This window comes from Collinsella aerofaciens (assembly GCF_028209885.1).
GTDB lineage: Bacteria > Actinomycetota > Coriobacteriia > Coriobacteriales > Coriobacteriaceae > Collinsella > Collinsella aerofaciens_BA.
In genome coordinates this window covers 62,459-78,261 of sequence record NZ_JAQLEM010000009.1, presented here as the reverse complement: position 1 = coordinate 78,261, position 15,803 = coordinate 62,459, and the positions used below count along the sequence as shown (strand labels likewise).

Below are 15,803 nucleotides of genomic sequence, written 5' to 3'. Positions count from 1 at the left end.
GGTGGTTCCCAGGACGAGCTCCGGGATACCCACGGTACCGTCGGCGTTAACGCGCTCCAGCTCGGCGGGGTCGGCGCCCTGCGCGAGCAGGCCGGCGAACTTCTCGGCGGCCGCGACGGCCTCGGGGTCCTCCTTCGGCGCGCCAACCACGATGCGGCTAGGGTGCAGGTTGTCGTAGAGAGCTTTGCTCTCGCGCAGGAACTCCGGGCTGAAGAAGATCTTGTCGTCACCCAGCCTCTCGCGCAGGCCCGCGGTGTAGCCGACGGGGATGGTCGACTTGATGACGATCCAGGCGTCCGGGTTCACCGAGCGCACGGCGGCGATGGCGGCCTCGACGGAGCTCGTGTCGAAGAAGTTCCTGTCGCTGTCGTAGTTGGTGGGCGTGGCGATCACGGCGTAGTCGGCGCCCGTATATGCCTCGGCCACGTCGACGGTGGCGTGCAGGTCGAGCTTGCGCTCCCCCGCCTTGGCCTCCGCCAGGAAGCGCTCGATTTCGTCGTCCTGGATGGGCGATTCGTAGTTGTTAATCTTCTCGACCTTCTCGGGCACGATGTCCAGCGCGTGGACCTCGTTGTGCTGCGAGAGCAGGACGGCGAGGGACAGGCCGACGTAGCCGGTACCGGCGACAGCGATCTTCTTATTTCCAATCATAAAGACTCCTTAAATCAATTTAGAAAAAACGGTTATGATTTACTTTTTCCAAAGAAGTTCAGAGCTTCGGTAAAGCACGCGACGGGCGAAGCGAAAAACGCTTTGAATGCGTAACTGACGGCGTCCACGTATCGTCGACTACGCTTCATCGCGAACGCCAGAACGGCGTTATGCCGAAACTCTATATAGCTAATATCTTTCTTATCGAGTTGCGCATAGTAGCTTTGGACAACTTTGTGTCTAGCCAATTCACCTTCAACTTTGTTGTTTCCCAAAGAAAGACGCTCGCCAGAATGCAGGTACTGACGCACGTGTACTTCTGGCATATAACCAATATGTGCACCCGTTTCGATACAACGGAGCATAAGCCACCAGTCCTGACCAGTTGCAACTTCTCCAAAACCTCTGGTCTTATCAAACAGGGTCTTTTTCAGCATGTAGATCGACGTCGGCGATATAGGAGTTAGCAGATGGGCTCTGAGCAGGCCTTGCGTAGAGAAATCACTGCAATGGTTTAGACGACGATGCTCTACGAGCTTTCCCGCTTCGTCATACCAAGAAACGTCTTGCCAACACATATCAAGATTATGATCCAGCAAGAAGTCGAGCTGGGTTTCTACCTTATCCGGAAGAAACTCATCGTCGTCGTCAAGAAAAGCGAGGTAGTCGCCCTCCGCTTGGCGACAAGCAAAGTTACGAGCATGACCACCGCCCGTACGACCAGCGGTATGAACGATTCTTAAACGTGAATCCTCGCAACCTAAAAGAACCTTTTTTGTCTCCTTATCCCATTCGGAATCAAGCTCATTGTCGTTAACAACAATTATTTCGAGGTTTTTGTAGGATTGATCAAAAATAGAGTTAAGCGCTTTTGCCAGTCGATCGGCTCTTTTATAGGTCGGGACAATAATGCTGACAAGAGGCATATTCTCGCTAACCATCTATCGCCCCGTCCTTTTCTTTCCAAACATGGCCCCAAAGGTGCCGGTAAAGCATTTCCAATCCATACGGAAGCAGCGGTTCTGTACGTAACGAAGTTCAATCTTTTGTCGCATGCCGCTTTCGAACGTTGCTTCATTTCGATCCGTAGCTTGCCAAAGCCCAGTAATGCCAGGCTGAACAGAAAGAAGCTCGGCCTTCTCCTCATCCGTAAAATGCTGCTCGAGCTCATCCCGTGTAATGGGGCGAGGCCCAATAACAGACAAGTCTCCGTTCAAGACATTGATAAACTGAGGCATTTCGTCGATAGAGCATTTACGAATGAGCTGACCAATCTTGGTAATACGAGGGTCATCGTCAACTTTGCGTTCGACTTCCCACTGATGTAGCTTCTCAGGGCTCAAATACTTCTGCACATCGCCAGCATCTGCGACCATGCTGCGAAGCTTAAAAATCCTGATTGTCTTTCCGCCCTTACCGACGCGCTCTTGCGTATACATGGGGCTGCCGGGCGATTCGAGGCTAATGAGCGCGCACACAATGGCGATAGGGATAAGAAGTAGTACGCTCATCAAAAGACTGAACACCAGATCAAACAGCCTCTTAATAAAGCGGTAACCAAGCGTACCGCTCGGCTTAATCTCTTTAATAGCCAGTGCGTCCTCCGCGGATACACAGCTCTCTGTTACTTCATTAGCAGCCACAGACAAACTTACGTCCCCGTGTCCGGGGATCCCCCAATCGGTAAATTCAAAAATGCGAACGAATAGCTGGTGCAACGTCTCCCTTACGTTTTGTTGGGAACGTCCAGCGCAAGCAGCTCCCTAAAAGCGGAGTCGCCTTCGCCCACGTTTACCAGGCACCAGCGCTTATGACGGTCGATCTTCTTTACACGGGCCTCTTGCCCCACCAAAGGGCCCTGTTCTATGTGCAAAACGCCGTCTTCTATGCGCGCAACGCTGTTGCGCACCACGCCGTCGTCGTCCAACACACTGCGGTACCAATCCTGCGCATCGTCCGGCATGGGCATGTACGCCCGCTCCCTACTGCCAGCGATGCGACAGCCAAAGCTCAACTGGGCCAGCGCCCTATCGAGCGCGGCGGCATCGTGCGTGGCGACGAAGAAATATTCCTTGTACATGGGTTTGGTTTGGAGCGACCATGCACCGTCCCGCTTAAACCAGAACTCCTTTTGCATCACAAAAGCGTCCTGCATCAAGTTGTGCGGGATAATGCAGCGGACCTTTTCGCAGGTCTCGCGCTCTTTTCCATTGGGGGTGTGGACCAGATACCAGCGGACGCGGCCGTGCTGGCTATTGGTGGTGGCGTCGTTAAATGCGCCTGGCAGTTGCTCTTGGCGCCGTGCCGTCTGTTCCATGTTCTCGCCCCCCCTCTTTTGGCTTTGCGATGCACGCAAATACAGGAGCGTTTAGAACAGGCTTCTCGCTCGCAGCTAGGCGCAGTCGCAAAAGTACAGGTTTTTGTAGAGGGGTATGGAGATGCACCTACTGACAGTACATTTTGCGTAATCTGGGCAAACACTGATTAATTGCTCGTATAATGTCATCTGTCGGAAGATACAAAAATCTGTACCTTTTTGTGCAACAAAAAAAGCCGCTCAACCAGCGGCTTTTCTTATTTCGGCATGAAAAAGGCGACCGCCCTTTGTGGACGGTCGCCTTTGTTAATTGTTGTGTAGCTTGCCTTAAGCGCGGGTCTTGATCTCCTCAAGCACCTTGGCAACAAACTCGTCAACGCTCATCTGAACGGTCTCGTTGGAGCGGTCGCGGACGGAGATGTTGCCGGCCTCGACCTCCTTCTCGCCCAGGATAAGCATGTAGGGCACGCGGTCGATGCTGCGGGCCTCGCGGATCTTGTAGCCGATCTTCTCGTCACGGTCGTCGCAGACCACGCGGATGCCGGCCTCCTCCAGCTTGGCGCACACCTCGTGGGCGTAGTCGCGGCTCTTCTCAGAGACCGGAAGCGCCTTGACCTGCACGGGAGCGAGCCAAGTGGGGAACTTGCCCGCAAAGTGCTCAATCAGAATACCGATGAAGCGCTCGATGGAGCCAAAGCACACGCGATGCAGCATGATGGGGCGCTTCTTGGTGCCGTCGGCGTCCACGTACTCCAGATCAAAGTTGAGCGGCATCTGGAAGTCGAGCTGCACGGTACCGCACTGCCAGGTACGGCCGAGCGAGTCCTCCAGGTGGAAGTCGATCTTGGGGCCGTAGAAGGCGCCGTCACCCTCGTTGACCTCGTAGTCCATGCCCAGCTTCTCCAGAGCGGTGCGCAGGCCCTCCTCGGCGCGAGCCCAGTCCTCGTCCGAGCCCATAGAGTCCTCGGGGCGGGTGGAAAGCTCGACGTGATACTTAAAGCCAAACTTTTGGTACACGGAGTCGATCAGGTTGACCACGCCCACGATCTCGTCGGTCAGCTGGTCGGGACGCACAAACAGGTGGGCGTCGTCCTGGTTAAAGCAGCGCACGCGGAACAGGCCGTGCAGGGCGCCGCGCAGCTCGTGGCGATGCACCAGGCCAATCTCGCCGGCGCGGATGGGCAGCTCGCGGTAGGAGTGCGGCTTGGAGGCGTACACCAGCACGCCGCCCGGGCAGTTCATGGGCTTAATGCAGTACTCTTCGTCGTCAATGACGGTGGAGTACATGTTGTCCTTGTAGTGGTCCCAGTGGCCCGAGGTCTTCCACAGCTGCTTGTTCATGATGAGCGGCGTGGAGATCTCCACGTAGCCGGCCTTGCGGTGAATCTCGCGCCAATAGTCCAGCAGCGTGTTCTTAAGGATCATGCCGTTGGGCAGGAAGAACGGGAAACCGGGGGCCTCGTCACGCATCATAAAGAGGTCCATCTCGCGGCCGATCTTGCGGTGGTCGCGCTTCTTGGCCTCCTCCAGCATGTGCATGTGCTCGTCGAGCTCTTCCTTGGTGGCAAAGGCGACGCCGTTGATGCGGGTGAGCATCTTGTTGTCCTTGTCACCCTTCCAGTAAGCGCCCGAGACGCCGGTGAGCTTAAAGGCCTTCAACGCCTTGGTGTAGCAGATGTGGGGGCCGACGCACATGTCGATGTAGTCGCCCTGCTGGTAGAAGGTGATGCGGGCGTCGTCGTCCAGGTCGCCGATATGCTCGACCTTGTACTTCTCGCCGCGCTCCTCCATAAGGGCGATGGCCTCGGCGCGGGGCTTCTCGTACACGGTGAACTTGAGGTTCTCCTTGACGATCTTTTTCATCTCGGCCTCGATCGCGGGGAAGTCGTCCTCGCTGATCTTGACGCCCTCGGGCAGGTCGACGTCGTAGTAGAAGCCGTTGTCGGTCGCGGGGCCGTAGGCAAAGTCGGCCTCGGGATAGAGGCGCTTGATGGCCTGCGCCATGATGTGCGCGGCGGAGTGGCGGATGACGTGCGTGACCTCGTCCTGCGGGAGCTCGGCCACCGAACCGTCATTGTAGAGTGCCTTCATGGGTATGTTTTCTCCTCTCGGATGCCTGATGCAAGTGCGTGCGATGCGCTCGGCGTTTTTGACTTGCATCATTATAGGCAGGTTGCCTTGGTATACAAGCGCCCGCCGCACCTTAATGGAGCGGCGGGCGATTTTCTACGCATGCTTCATCGTGTGGGGGCGGGGCTGTGGGACGCGCGTGCGGCTTGCGCGTGACGCGCGGCGCCCGTGGCTTGCGGCCGGCCCGGCGATGGATGCGTTACTGAATGCGAGTTCGGCAGTAGGGGCAGACCTTCCAGTGCGCGTCGAGCGGGCGATGGCAGCTGGGGCACACGTTGCGAACCTGGGTATCACACACCGGGCACACGACAAAGTCCTTCTCGATGGGAGCGCCGCACTGCGGGCAGGTGCCGTACTGGGCAAGCTGGCGCTCGCGCAGGGCCATGTCCAGCTCCTGCTCCTCGCGGTCGGCCGCGTAGGAGTGCGGGCGCAGGACCAGGTAGGCGATGAGACCCACAAACGGGATGAGGGCGATGATGCCCCATGCCACGTAGGCGCTGGCGCCGCGGCGGCGAGCGTCGATGAACACATAGACGACCGACAGCACATACAGGGCGATGATAAAGCCAACGAAGGCATAGACGACGCCCATAAGCTGCGGCGACATGAGCTCGGAGATGTACTTGGACATTACGGGTACCTTTCGGAATATTAACAGTCCGGTCAAGTTTACCACGGGGTTTGTTTATATGGGACCACGGCTAGGGGCGGGGCTGGCGCGGACACAAACATCTCAATCTGTAACAGGTGGGAGCGGAATCCGGGTCTAGATGTTACAGATCGAGACAAACGGAAACTTCCAGACCCAATGTCTCAATCTGTAACAGTTGCTCAGCTTAAACAGGTCCAGATGTTACAGATTTAGACTGAGGAATCTCTCCCCGACTTCAATCTCAATCTGTAACATCTAGAACCCAAAAACAGTTCTTTCTGTTACAGATTGAGACAACCAGAATCCGTCGGAAAGATTGTCTCGACCTGCAACAGAAAGGAACCAAAAACTCTGCCAGCTGTTACAGATCGAGACATACGAGTAACCCGACGGGCTACCGTCTCGATCTGTAACACGTAGGACCGCAATTCCCCGCCTATCGTTACAAATCGAGATGAACGTGCGCCTGTGGACGCAGCATCTCAATCTGTAACAGGTAACGGCGACGACCGCGATGTTTGGTGGGAAGATCTCGCGGTCTAACGTGGCCAGCATCCGTGCTGGGCCGGCCCGCGCCTGCCGTTGGCGGGTGTTGCGGGGCTGTTCGCCGCATTGCCGCCGCGCTGGGGGTGTGTAGACCGTAGGATAGTCTTATTGACAGCCTGTCAACTCATCTGGGAGGCACTGTGACGGAAACGTTTGATATCGCGATTGTCGGCGCGGGCATCACCGGATGCGCCATCGCGCGGCAGCTCGCTCGATTTGACCTTTCCATTTGCGTGGTCGAGACGGCTAACGATATTGCGCTGGGCGCGTCGAAGGCCAACGGCGGCCTGGTGCACGCCGGCTACGATCCGGCGCCGGGAACCGTAAAGGCGCAGGTTAACGCCCGTGGCTGCGAGTTGTACGGTACGTGGGCACAGGAACTGGGCTTTCTGTTCTGCCGCACCGGTTCGATGGTGCTGGGTTTTAGCGACGAGGACCGCGCGCACCTGGAGAAGCTGCGCCAGAATGGCCTGGCCAACGGCGTGCCCGAGCTGTTGATCGTCGGCCCCGACCGCATCCACGAGCTGGAACCGCGCGCGAGTGCCCAGGCCTCGTGCGCGCTGTGGTGCCCTTCGACCGGTTACGTTGACCCATTTGAAGTGGCCATCGCCGCGCTGGAGAACGCGGTCGCCAACGGCGTGACGTTTATGCGCTCCTCACCGGTGGAGGCCATTGAGGTCGCCGACTCGGATGACGGAGCCGTGCGCTTTACGCTGGCGACCCCCGCTGGCAACGTGCGCTGCCGCTATCTGATCAACGCAGCGGGCAACGGCGCCGCCGACATCTCGCATATGGCGGGTGCCGAGGAGTTCCAGATGGTCTGGCGCCAGGGAAACATCGTGGTGCTGGACAAGGAGCCGCGCACGCTCATGCCGCTCTACCCCGTGCCGACGCCGATATCGAAGGGCGTTATCGTCACGGGCACCGTACACGGCAACACCGTGATCACCGCAACCGCCGCTGTGCGCGAGCCAGGTGACACGCAGACCTATGCAAGCGATGTGAACGCGCTGCTGACCGGCGCGCGCAAGCTGGTGCCCGATCTGGATACGCGCCGCGTGGTGCGCGCATTTGCCGGCGGGCGTCCGGTCATTCAGGGAACGAACGACTTCTTTATTGGACAGTCGGCCGTGGTGCCGGGGCTTTTCCAGGCGGCGGGCATTCAGTCGCCGGGTGTGGCAAGCGCGCCTGCCATTGCCGAGCACATGGAGCTTGTGATGCGTGAGGCGGGCGTGGAACTGCACGAGCGGGCGGACTGGAACCCGATTCGCCGTGCGCCGGACGACTTTGACCGCGCACCGCTGGCGCGCAAGGAAGAGCTGATCAAGTCCGACCCCGCGTGGGGACAGATTGTCTGCCGCTGCGAGACGTTGCCCGAGGCCGAGATCGTGGCCGCGATTCGACGCCAACCGGGCGCGGTTTCGGTCGAGGGCGTCAAGCGCCGCTGTCGCGCCGGCATGGGTCGGTGCCAGAGCGGGTTTTGCCAGAGTCGTGTGGTGGCGATCCTGGCGCGCGAGCTGGGCTGCGACCCCAGCGAGGTGCTGCTGGAAGATGCCGGATCTTGGTTGGTTGAGGGACCGCTGAAGGGGGTGCGCTAGAATGGCGGAATTCAAATCGAGCGCGATTGATTGCAACGTCGTCGAAGCCGTACAAACGCAAGCCTTCGACGTGGTCGTCATCGGAGGCGGACCTGCCGGCATGGCGGCTGCGCTGGCCGCGCATAAGGCAGGCGCACGCGTGGCCATCGTGGAGCGCGAGCAGCACCTGGGCGGCATCCTCCGCCAGTGCATCCACCCCGGCTTTGGCCTGTCGCACTTTAAGCAGGAGCTCACCGGTCCCGAGTACGCGCAGCGCTTTATCGACCAGGTGCACGCAACCGACATTGCGCTGTTCCTGGACAGCATGGTGATTGGGATAGATTCAGGCGAGCCTACGGAAGACACCGCGGTCCACACCGTCACGCTCATGAGCCCTGCCGGCATGCTGCAGCTCACCGGGCGCGCAATCGTCCTTGCCATGGGTTGCCGTGAACGCACCCGCAGCGAGATCAAGATCCCCGGCAGTCGTCCCGCCGGCGTGTTTACGGCCGGCCTGGCGCAGCGATACATCAATATCGAGAACCTCAAGCCTGGCTCGCGCGCCGTCATTTTGGGCTCGGGCGATATCGGGCTGATCATGGCACGTCGCTGCACGCTCGAGGGGATTTCGGTCGAAGGCGTGTACGAGCTCATGCCGTACGCCAACGGTCTGCGCTGCAATGTAAAAAACTGCCTGGACGACTTTGGAATTCCGCTGCATCTGTCCACCACAGTCACGCGCGTGATCGGGCACGACCGCGTGGAAGCCGTCGAGGTGAGCCAAGTCGACGAGCGCCTGGCGCCCATTTCGGGGACCGAGCGCATTGTTCCGTGCGACACGCTGCTGCTTTCGGTAGGCCTGATTCCCGAGAATGAGCTTTCGGTTGCCGCGGGCGTAGAGCTTGACCCGCGCACGCGCGGCGCCGTGGTGGACCAGAGTCTGCAGACGGGTGTGCCGGGTGTCTTTGCCTGCGGCAACGTGCTGCACGTGCACGACCTGGCCGACAACGTGACGACCGAGTCCGAGAGGGCTGGCGCAGCTGCGGCGGCGTACGCACTGGTCTGTGGTGCTGTGGCCGATGCGGGCGCTGCGGGCGCGAATTGCCAGCTCAAGGTCTCCCCTGCCGGCAACGCGGGCTACGCGCTGCCGGCACGCATTACGGCTGTGGCACTCACCAAACTCAACTTCCGCGTCCGCCGACCGGTCGACGCCGCCTGCGTACGAATCCTAGCCGACGGCAAGGAGCTGTTTGTGGGCAAGGTCCGCCCGTTTAAACCGAGTGTTATGGAAAGCTTCCCACTGCCGGCAAAGGTCATCAAGCAGGCGCTCGATCTGGGTGCCAGCGAGATTGTTCTATCCGTCGATTCCATCGAGGAGGCATAAACTATGAGCGATAACGTGGTCGAAACGCTGCAGTTCAACTGCACCACCTGCCCATCCGAGTGCCTTCTGACCGTAGAGGTGGAGCGCGACGCCAATGGCGCCGTGGTGGAAGTGCGCTCCGTGACCGGCAACAACTGCCCGCGCGGCGATACGTTCGCGCATCAGGAGCTCACCTGCCCCATGCGCGTGCTCACGACGACCGTGGCCGTCTCCGGCGGCGACGAAGCCCTGCTCCCCGTGCGCACGGCCGAAGCCATCCCGCTAGAACTTCACGCCCAAGCCATGGACCTCATCCGCGGCCTGGTCGTCGAAGCTCCCATCCGCATGGGAGATGTCGTGCTAAAGAACCTCCTAGACACCAACATCAACCTAATCGCCAGCATGGACATCGACCGAGCCCAAGTAGCTAATTAGGGACGGGGCTCTTTTAGCTACCCCGCCATCCACCCCGCCCCTCCTCAATTGCGGTGAAATAGTTCCTGATTTCCGCCAAAACCCCGGCATCCAGGAACTATTCCACCGCAACTATCCTTGGAATCGGTATTTAGCCTGTGTCTACTTTAGCGTCATTTCAAAACTATGCCGGATTACGGGGCCGATTCGTAGACCCCCATCCATACCGGCAATTTTCGATTTTTGATAAGCCGTCTACCTGCGGTTTTAAATTCGCAATTATTTCCATGGTCAAGCAATACAGGTCCAGCCCCGTAATCCGCCATAGTTTTGTAAGCAGCCCATTTGGGACGGGCCTCTTTTAGCTACTTTTGCCCGCATGGTTGCCAGAGTGACCATGCCAAGGAGTGTCCCAAAATGTCGGCATAAAAGGAACGTCCCTATGTGCCGGGCTTGGGATACCATGGTGGCACCCTAGCGAAAGGATGCTTCATGGCACATGTCGATGACCAGCGTGCGGCGCGCGTGCTCGATGCGCTCGAGGCTCAGCACCCCGGCGCACAGCTGCTCGTAAACGACCCGTGGTCAATCTATTACCTGACCGGCTTTTATGCCGATATGTTCGAGCGTTTTTGCGGTGTGCTGCTCGCGCGCGGCGCCGAGCCGGTGATCCTAGTCAACGCGCTGCATCAGCTGCCCGAGTATGACAATGCGCGCGTTGCCTACCACACCGATACCGACGTCGTGACCGACGCCATCGCTCGCGAGGTCGATCCGACCAAACCACTCGGCATCGACACCGTCATGCGCTCCGGCTTTTTGATGCCGCTCATGGAGCGCCACGCCGCAAGCGAGTTCTTCCTGGGCGACTTTGCCGTCACCGCCGCACGCACCCACAAGGACGAAGCCGAGCAGGAGCTCATGCGCGCGTCCTCGGCCGCTAACGACGCCGTGATGGCCGACGCCATCAAGCTCGTCCACGAGGGCGTAACGGAGCGCGAAATTGCTGACCAGATGCTCAGTCTGTACCGCAATCACGGCTGCGAGGGCTTTAGCTTTCCGCCCATCGTGAGCTTTGGCGCCAACGCCGGCGACCCGCACCACGAGCCCGACGATACGGTACTCAAGCGCGGCGACGTGGTGCTGTTCGACATTGGCGGGCGTCATAACAAATACTGCTCGGACATGACACGCACGTTCTTTTGGGGCGAGCCGGACGAGGAGACGGCACACATCTACGACATCGTGCGCCGCGCCAACGAGGCCGCCGAGGCGCTCATCGCACCGGGTGTGCGCATGTGTGACCTGGACCGCGCCGCGCGCGACGTGATTGAGGATGCGGGCTATGGGCAGAACTTTACACATCGCCTGGGGCACTCAATCGGCCTGCAGGACCACGAGCCGGGCGACGTTTCACTCGTCAACGAGCAGGTCGTAGAGCCGGGCATGACGTTCTCCATCGAGCCGGGCATCTACCTCCCCGGCCGTACCGGCGTCCGCATCGAGGACTTGGCCCTCGTCACCGAGACCGGCGTCGAGATTCTCAACGCCTACCCCCACGATCCAGTCCGCCTAGACTAGCCTGGTCCCCAAGCCCCCAAACTAAGTTGCGGTGGAATAGTTCCTGGATGGGCTGCTAGAACCCAAAAACAGGAACTATTTCACCGCAACTGATGAGGGGATGGGTTAGCGCAGCAGGCCGGCTACTTCGCCGGCTAGGGTGATAGTGCCGGCTGCTACGAAGGACTCGCCCGCGGCATCGAAGGCAGCGAGGGCCTCGGACACGCTCGGGTATACGCCCGCGAGCTTATCGGCATCAACGAGGGCAGCAAGCTCCTCTGCCGGCAGGGCGCGATCGGAATCGGTCTGGGTCACGACCACGCGGGGGAACGCCGGAACCAAAACGTCAACGATGCCCGCCACGTCCTTATCGGCCAGCGCGGCACACAGCAGCGTGGGGCGGTTCTCCACGCACGAATCGATCTCGTCCAGTGCACTCACAAAGTTCTCGCAGCTCTGAGGGTTATGGCAGGCGTCGATCAGCTTGAGCGGATCGGTCCCCAGCACGTCAAAACGACCCGGTGTGGGGCAACCCATAAGCGATGCATCCAACGTATCGCGATCGAGCTCGCGGCCCAGATAGCCCTCGCATAGCATAATCGCGCACGCAGCATTCTGCGGCTGATAGGCCGGCTTGACCATGCTCGACACATAGATCGCACGCGGCGTGGTGCAGCTAAACTCAACCGTATCGCCCACGTGCTCCGGCACCTTGGTCGTGGCATGGTTCACCACCAGCGGCACAATGCCGCACTCGCGACAACGGGCATCCATCACACGCTGAACGCTCGATTCGTGCGTACCCTCACCCAGCACAACCAGACGTCCGGGTTTGATGACCGCGGCCTTCTCCCCCGCAATGGCCTCGAGCGTATCACCCAAAATACGTGTATGGTCGAGTCCAATGCCCGTAATGGCGACGGCCAAGGGATCGGTCGCACTCGTAGCATCCCAACGCCCGCCCATGCCAACTTCGAGCACGGCAACATCCACCGCGGCCTCGGCAAACACTACCAGTGCGGCAGCCGTCAGCAGGTCAAACGGCGTGATGGTATAGGCGCGCTCCCCCGCCGCCACACGGCGCGCATTCACGCGATGTCCCGCCTCGACAGCTGCTGAAACGCCACGGGCAAAGGCCTCGTCGCTCACGACGCGTCCATCGACCTCCATGCGCTCGGGATAGCGAACAAGCTGCGGCGACGTATACAGCGCGGTCTTGAGCCCCTCGCCGCGAAGAATGGCGGCCGAAAAACGCGTGGTCGAAGTCTTGCCATTGGTACCGGCGACCTGAATGCAATCAAAGTACTCGTCCGGACGCCCCAGCTCATCAAGCATATCGACAACCGTCTCAAGCAGAGGCCCAGCATCCCCAGAAATCCGCCCCGTATCAGCAGCAAGCCCAACAGCCTCATCAAACGAAAGCAGCTCAAACGAGAAAGGAACGACATACGACCCAGAACGCTTAGCCATAACCCAAAGTCCCCCATAACAGAAAAAGAGGCCCACCAAAAAGAATGAGCCCCTCGCGTTGACAATATCAGCCTTTATCCGCTTGCAGCAAGATCAAGGCCACAACCCAGTGGCCCTAACCGGCAGGCAGCGGACGCCTCCGTAACCGCCATGGGAGCGGTTTGGGGCTTTGCTCGATACAAGTTCCGCACGAGCCGAAGGCCACTTAATGTGGCCTTCGTGCGAGCAGGACTGTCCGCAGTAGCGAGCAATGCCCCAAACCGCGTCCCCCAGTAACGCTTACGAGAAGTCAGCAACCTGCGAGTTCAGCGCCGCCAGGATCTCCTTGAGCTCAGCTGCACGGTCCCTCTTCTTCTGGACCACCGCGGGCGCGGCCTTGGCCACAAAGCCCTCGTTGGCAAGCGTCTTCTCGCAGCCGGCGAGCTCCTTCTGGGCCGCGGCGATCTCCTTCTCCAGGCGCGCCTTCTCGGCCGAAAGATCAACCTTGCCCTCGAGCACCACAAAGGCCTCGACGCCGCTGTCGACCACGGCGATGCTCGCGGCAGGCTTCTCAACGTCGGTGCCCATAACCAGCGAGGCGGTGTTCGCCAGCGGCTCGATGGTCGAGCGCAGGCTCTCGAGCTTCGCGATATCCTCGGCACCGGCGCGCACGACCACGTCGAGTTCGGCCTTGGGGCTCAAGCGATAACGCGAACGCGTGGCGCGGGCGGCAGATACCACGGCACGGCACAGCTCAAACGCGCGCTCGGCGTCCTCGTCGACGTACTTGGCGTAGTCGGCGGGCTCCGGCCACTTGGCGATCATGAGTGCCTCGGCGCGGTTCACGTTGCCCTCGGCGTCCAGATCGAGCACGCTCGCCGGCATGTTGTCCCAGATCTCCTCGGTGACAAACGGCATGAGCGGGTGCATCAGGCGAATGGAGGTGTCGAGCACAAAGATCAGGTTGCGCTGAGCCTGCAGACGGCCCTCGCCCTTCAGGCGGGCCTTGGTGACCTCGACGTACCAGTCGCAGACCTCGTTCCAGAAGAACTGCTGCACGCCGCGGGCCATGTCGCCAAAGGTGTAGTTCTCAATACCCTCGGTGACCATCTTGACGGCCTTGGCCAGGCGGCTGAACATCCAGGCGTCGGCCGGCGTCTCCACGACGGGCTCGCCGGGCGTGTAGCCCTCCATGTTCATAAGCAGGAAGCGGCTGGCGTTCCAGATCTTGGTCACAAACGACTTAGCCTGGTCGGTACGCGGGCTGTCGATGAGCTTCTTGGTCTTCTTATCGATGTTCGCGTCGAACTTGACGTCCTGGTTGTTGGTGCACAGCGTCAGCAGGTTGTAGCGCATGGCGTCGGCGCCGTACATACCGATGAGATCCATGGGGTCAACGCCGTTGCCCTTGGACTTGGACATGCGGCTGCCGTCCTTGGCAAGGATCGTCGGGTAGATGACGACGTCCTTAAACGGCACCTCGTCCAGGAAGTACAGCGAGCTCATGACCATGCGGGCGACCCACAGCGCGATGATGTCGCGCGCGGTGACGAGCGCGGTCGTGGGGTGATGGCCCTCGAGCAGCTCCGGCTTTTGCGGCCAGCCCTGCGTGGCGAAGGTCCACAGCTGCGAGCTGAACCAGGTGTCCAGCACGTTCTCGTCCTGATGCACATGATGGCCGCCGCACTTGGGGCACACATCGGTGTCCTCGGTAAGAGCGTCCTCCCAGCCGCAGTCCTCGCAGTAGAACACGGGAATGCGGTGGCCCCACCACAGCTGGCGGCTAATGCACCAGTCCTTAAGGTTCTCCATCCAGGTGGTGTAGGTCTGCGTCCAGCGCGCGGGGTGGAAGGTAACCTTACCGGAGTTAACGGCATCAAGCGCCGGCCCCTTGAGCTTGTCAACGGCCACAAACCACTGCTCGGACAGCCACGGCTCAAGCGCAGCGTCGCAGCGGTAGCAGTGCATGACGGAGTGATCGAGGTCCTCGACGTGGTCGAGCAGGCCGTGCTCGTCGAACCACTTGATGACGGCCTCGCGGCACTCGTCGCGGTTCATGCCGGTGAACTCGCCATAGCCCTCGACGACCACCGCGTGCTCGTCGAAGATGTTGATCTGCGGCAGGTCGTGGGCCTGACCCATGGCGTAGTCGTTGGGGTCGTGGGCCGGGGTGACCTTAACGAAGCCGGAGCCAAAGTTGGCGTCGACATGCCAATCCTCAAAGATGGGGATCTCGCGGTCGACGATGGGGAGCTTGACGGTCTTACCCACAAAGGCGGCCTTCTCGGGGTCCTTCGGGGAGACAGCGACGCCCGTGTCGCCGAGCATGGTCTCGGGGCGCGTGGTGGCGACGACGATGTAATCCTGGCCGTTGACCGGCTCGGTCAGCGGGTAGCGCAGGTGCCACAGGTGGCCCTTCTCGTCCTTATATTCGGCCTCGTCGTCCGAGATGGCGGTGGTGCAGTTGGGGCACCAGTTAACGATACGCTTGCCACGGTAGATCAGGCCGTCGTGGTACCAATCGCAGAAGACCTTGCGCACGGCCTGTGCGTAATCCTCGTCCATGGTGAAGCGCTCGTTGTCGAAGTCGACGGAGCAGCCCATGCGCTTGATCTGCTCGACGATGATGCCGCCGTACTCGTGGGTCCAGTCCCAGCAGGCGTCGACAAACTTGTCGCGACCGATCTCCAGGCGGCTGATGCCCTCACTCTTGAGCTTCTTGTCGACCTTAGTCTGCGTGGCGATACCGGCGTGGTCGGTGCCGAGCACCCAGCGCGTGGACTTGCCGCGCATGCGGGCCATGCGGATGATGGCGTCCTGGATGGAGTCGTCGGTAGCGTGGCCCATGTGGAGCTTGCCGGTCACGTTGGGAGGCGGAATGGTGACGGTGCAGTCGCCCACGCCCTCACGGCGCTTGTAGTAGCCGCCGTCGAGCCACTTCTGCAGGATCGCCGGCTCGTTGGTCGACGGATCGTAGTTCTTGGGCATCTCTTCCATATATCTCTCCCTGTCCCGCCGGCGTGTCCGCCTGCTTGGTTTTCGCTCGGTCAGGTCCTGGCTCGCACGAAGAGCACATTAAGTGCTCTTCGGCTCGTGCGGAATCTACGAAAACCAAGCAGGCGGACACGCCTTAGGTATCGATTA

General features: G+C 60.2%; 12 protein-coding genes. 4 read left to right on the top strand and 8 right to left on the bottom strand.

The window, feature by feature from the left end; all coding sequences use genetic code 11:
- From PMX21_RS03815 to PMX21_RS03790, 6 genes are all read right to left on the bottom strand, one after another.
- A partial coding sequence (locus PMX21_RS03815; protein ID WP_465038254.1) for a UDP-glucose 6-dehydrogenase family protein occupies positions 1–651 on the bottom strand: 651 nt, incomplete at its 3' end.
- Between the two features lie 32 nt (positions 652–683).
- Positions 684–1,592 (bottom strand): glycosyltransferase family 2 protein, encoded by a 909-nt coding sequence (locus tag PMX21_RS03810; protein ID WP_271758126.1) that lies wholly within the window; start codon positions 1,590–1,592, stop codon positions 684–686.
- On the bottom strand, positions 1,593–2,294 hold the full coding sequence (locus PMX21_RS03805; RefSeq protein WP_271758125.1) for a sugar transferase: 702 nt from the start codon (positions 2,292–2,294) through the stop codon (positions 1,593–1,595).
- An 83-nt stretch (positions 2,295–2,377) separates the two neighbouring features.
- Entirely contained in the window at positions 2,378–2,968 is a 591-nt protein-coding gene (locus PMX21_RS03800; protein ID WP_271758123.1) for a hypothetical protein, read from the bottom strand.
- A 327-nt stretch (positions 2,969–3,295) separates the two neighbouring features.
- Positions 3,296–5,059 carry a threonine--tRNA ligase gene (gene thrS / locus PMX21_RS03795; RefSeq protein WP_271758121.1) on the bottom strand — a complete coding sequence of 588 codons (1,764 nt, stop codon included), beginning with the start codon at positions 5,057–5,059 and terminating at the stop codon, positions 3,296–3,298.
- Positions 5,060–5,297: 238 nt separating this feature from the next.
- Positions 5,298–5,729: a double zinc ribbon domain-containing protein gene (locus PMX21_RS03790; protein ID WP_035138069.1), complete on the bottom strand. Its 432-nt coding sequence runs from the start codon at positions 5,727–5,729 to the stop codon at positions 5,298–5,300.
- Between the two features lie 707 nt (positions 5,730–6,436).
- On the opposite strand from PMX21_RS03790, the gene PMX21_RS03785 reads away from it, so the two are divergent.
- The 4 genes from PMX21_RS03785 (at position 6,437) to PMX21_RS03770 (ending at position 11,231) form a co-directional block, all read left to right on the top strand.
- Complete coding sequence (locus tag PMX21_RS03785; RefSeq protein WP_271758119.1) at positions 6,437–7,894, top strand: NAD(P)/FAD-dependent oxidoreductase; 1,458 nt, start codon at positions 6,437–6,439, stop codon at positions 7,892–7,894.
- A gap of 1 nt (position 7,895) precedes the next feature.
- Positions 7,896–9,257 (top strand): NAD(P)/FAD-dependent oxidoreductase, encoded by a 1,362-nt coding sequence (locus tag PMX21_RS03780; protein ID WP_271758117.1) that lies wholly within the window; start codon positions 7,896–7,898, stop codon positions 9,255–9,257.
- Between the two features lie 3 nt (positions 9,258–9,260).
- The gene (locus PMX21_RS03775) at positions 9,261–9,671 is read left to right on the top strand and encodes a DUF1667 domain-containing protein (RefSeq protein WP_271758115.1); all 411 of its coding nucleotides are present in this window, start codon (positions 9,261–9,263) and stop codon (positions 9,669–9,671) included.
- A gap of 471 nt (positions 9,672–10,142) precedes the next feature.
- Positions 10,143–11,231, top strand: coding sequence for a M24 family metallopeptidase (locus tag PMX21_RS03770; protein WP_271758113.1), 1,089 nt, complete (start codon positions 10,143–10,145; stop codon positions 11,229–11,231).
- Between the two features lie 105 nt (positions 11,232–11,336).
- Here the strand turns inward: PMX21_RS03770 and PMX21_RS03765 are convergent, their stop codons facing one another.
- Together PMX21_RS03765 and PMX21_RS03760 are read right to left on the bottom strand one after the other, a co-directional pair.
- Positions 11,337–12,680 (bottom strand): bifunctional folylpolyglutamate synthase/dihydrofolate synthase, encoded by a 1,344-nt coding sequence (locus PMX21_RS03765; protein WP_271758111.1) that lies wholly within the window; start codon positions 12,678–12,680, stop codon positions 11,337–11,339.
- A gap of 279 nt (positions 12,681–12,959) precedes the next feature.
- Complete coding sequence (locus PMX21_RS03760) at positions 12,960–15,656, bottom strand: valine--tRNA ligase (RefSeq protein WP_271758109.1); 2,697 nt, start codon at positions 15,654–15,656, stop codon at positions 12,960–12,962.
- Between the last annotated feature and the right edge of the window lie 147 nt (positions 15,657–15,803).

Excerpts from the sequence above, each read along its gene's own strand:
- PMX21_RS03810 (WP_271758126.1), bottom strand. The coding sequence starts at position 1,592 with ATGGTTAGCGAGAATATGCCTCTTGTCAGCATTATTGTCCCGACCTAT.
- PMX21_RS03800 (WP_271758123.1), bottom strand. The coding sequence starts at position 2,968 with ATGGAACAGACGGCACGGCGCCAAGAGCAACTGCCAGGCGCATTTAAC.
- thrS (WP_271758121.1), bottom strand. The coding sequence starts at position 5,059 with ATGAAGGCACTCTACAATGACGGTTCGGTGGCCGAGCTCCCGCAGGAC.
- PMX21_RS03790 (WP_035138069.1), bottom strand. The coding sequence starts at position 5,729 with ATGTCCAAGTACATCTCCGAGCTCATGTCGCCGCAGCTTATGGGCGTC.
- PMX21_RS03780 (WP_271758117.1), top strand. The coding sequence starts at position 7,896 with ATGGCGGAATTCAAATCGAGCGCGATTGATTGCAACGTCGTCGAAGCC.
- PMX21_RS03775 (WP_271758115.1), top strand. The coding sequence starts at position 9,261 with ATGAGCGATAACGTGGTCGAAACGCTGCAGTTCAACTGCACCACCTGC.
- PMX21_RS03770 (WP_271758113.1), top strand. The coding sequence starts at position 10,143 with ATGGCACATGTCGATGACCAGCGTGCGGCGCGCGTGCTCGATGCGCTC.
- PMX21_RS03765 (WP_271758111.1), bottom strand. The coding sequence starts at position 12,680 with ATGGCTAAGCGTTCTGGGTCGTATGTCGTTCCTTTCTCGTTTGAGCTG.
- PMX21_RS03760 (WP_271758109.1), bottom strand. The coding sequence starts at position 15,656 with ATGGAAGAGATGCCCAAGAACTACGATCCGTCGACCAACGAGCCGGCG.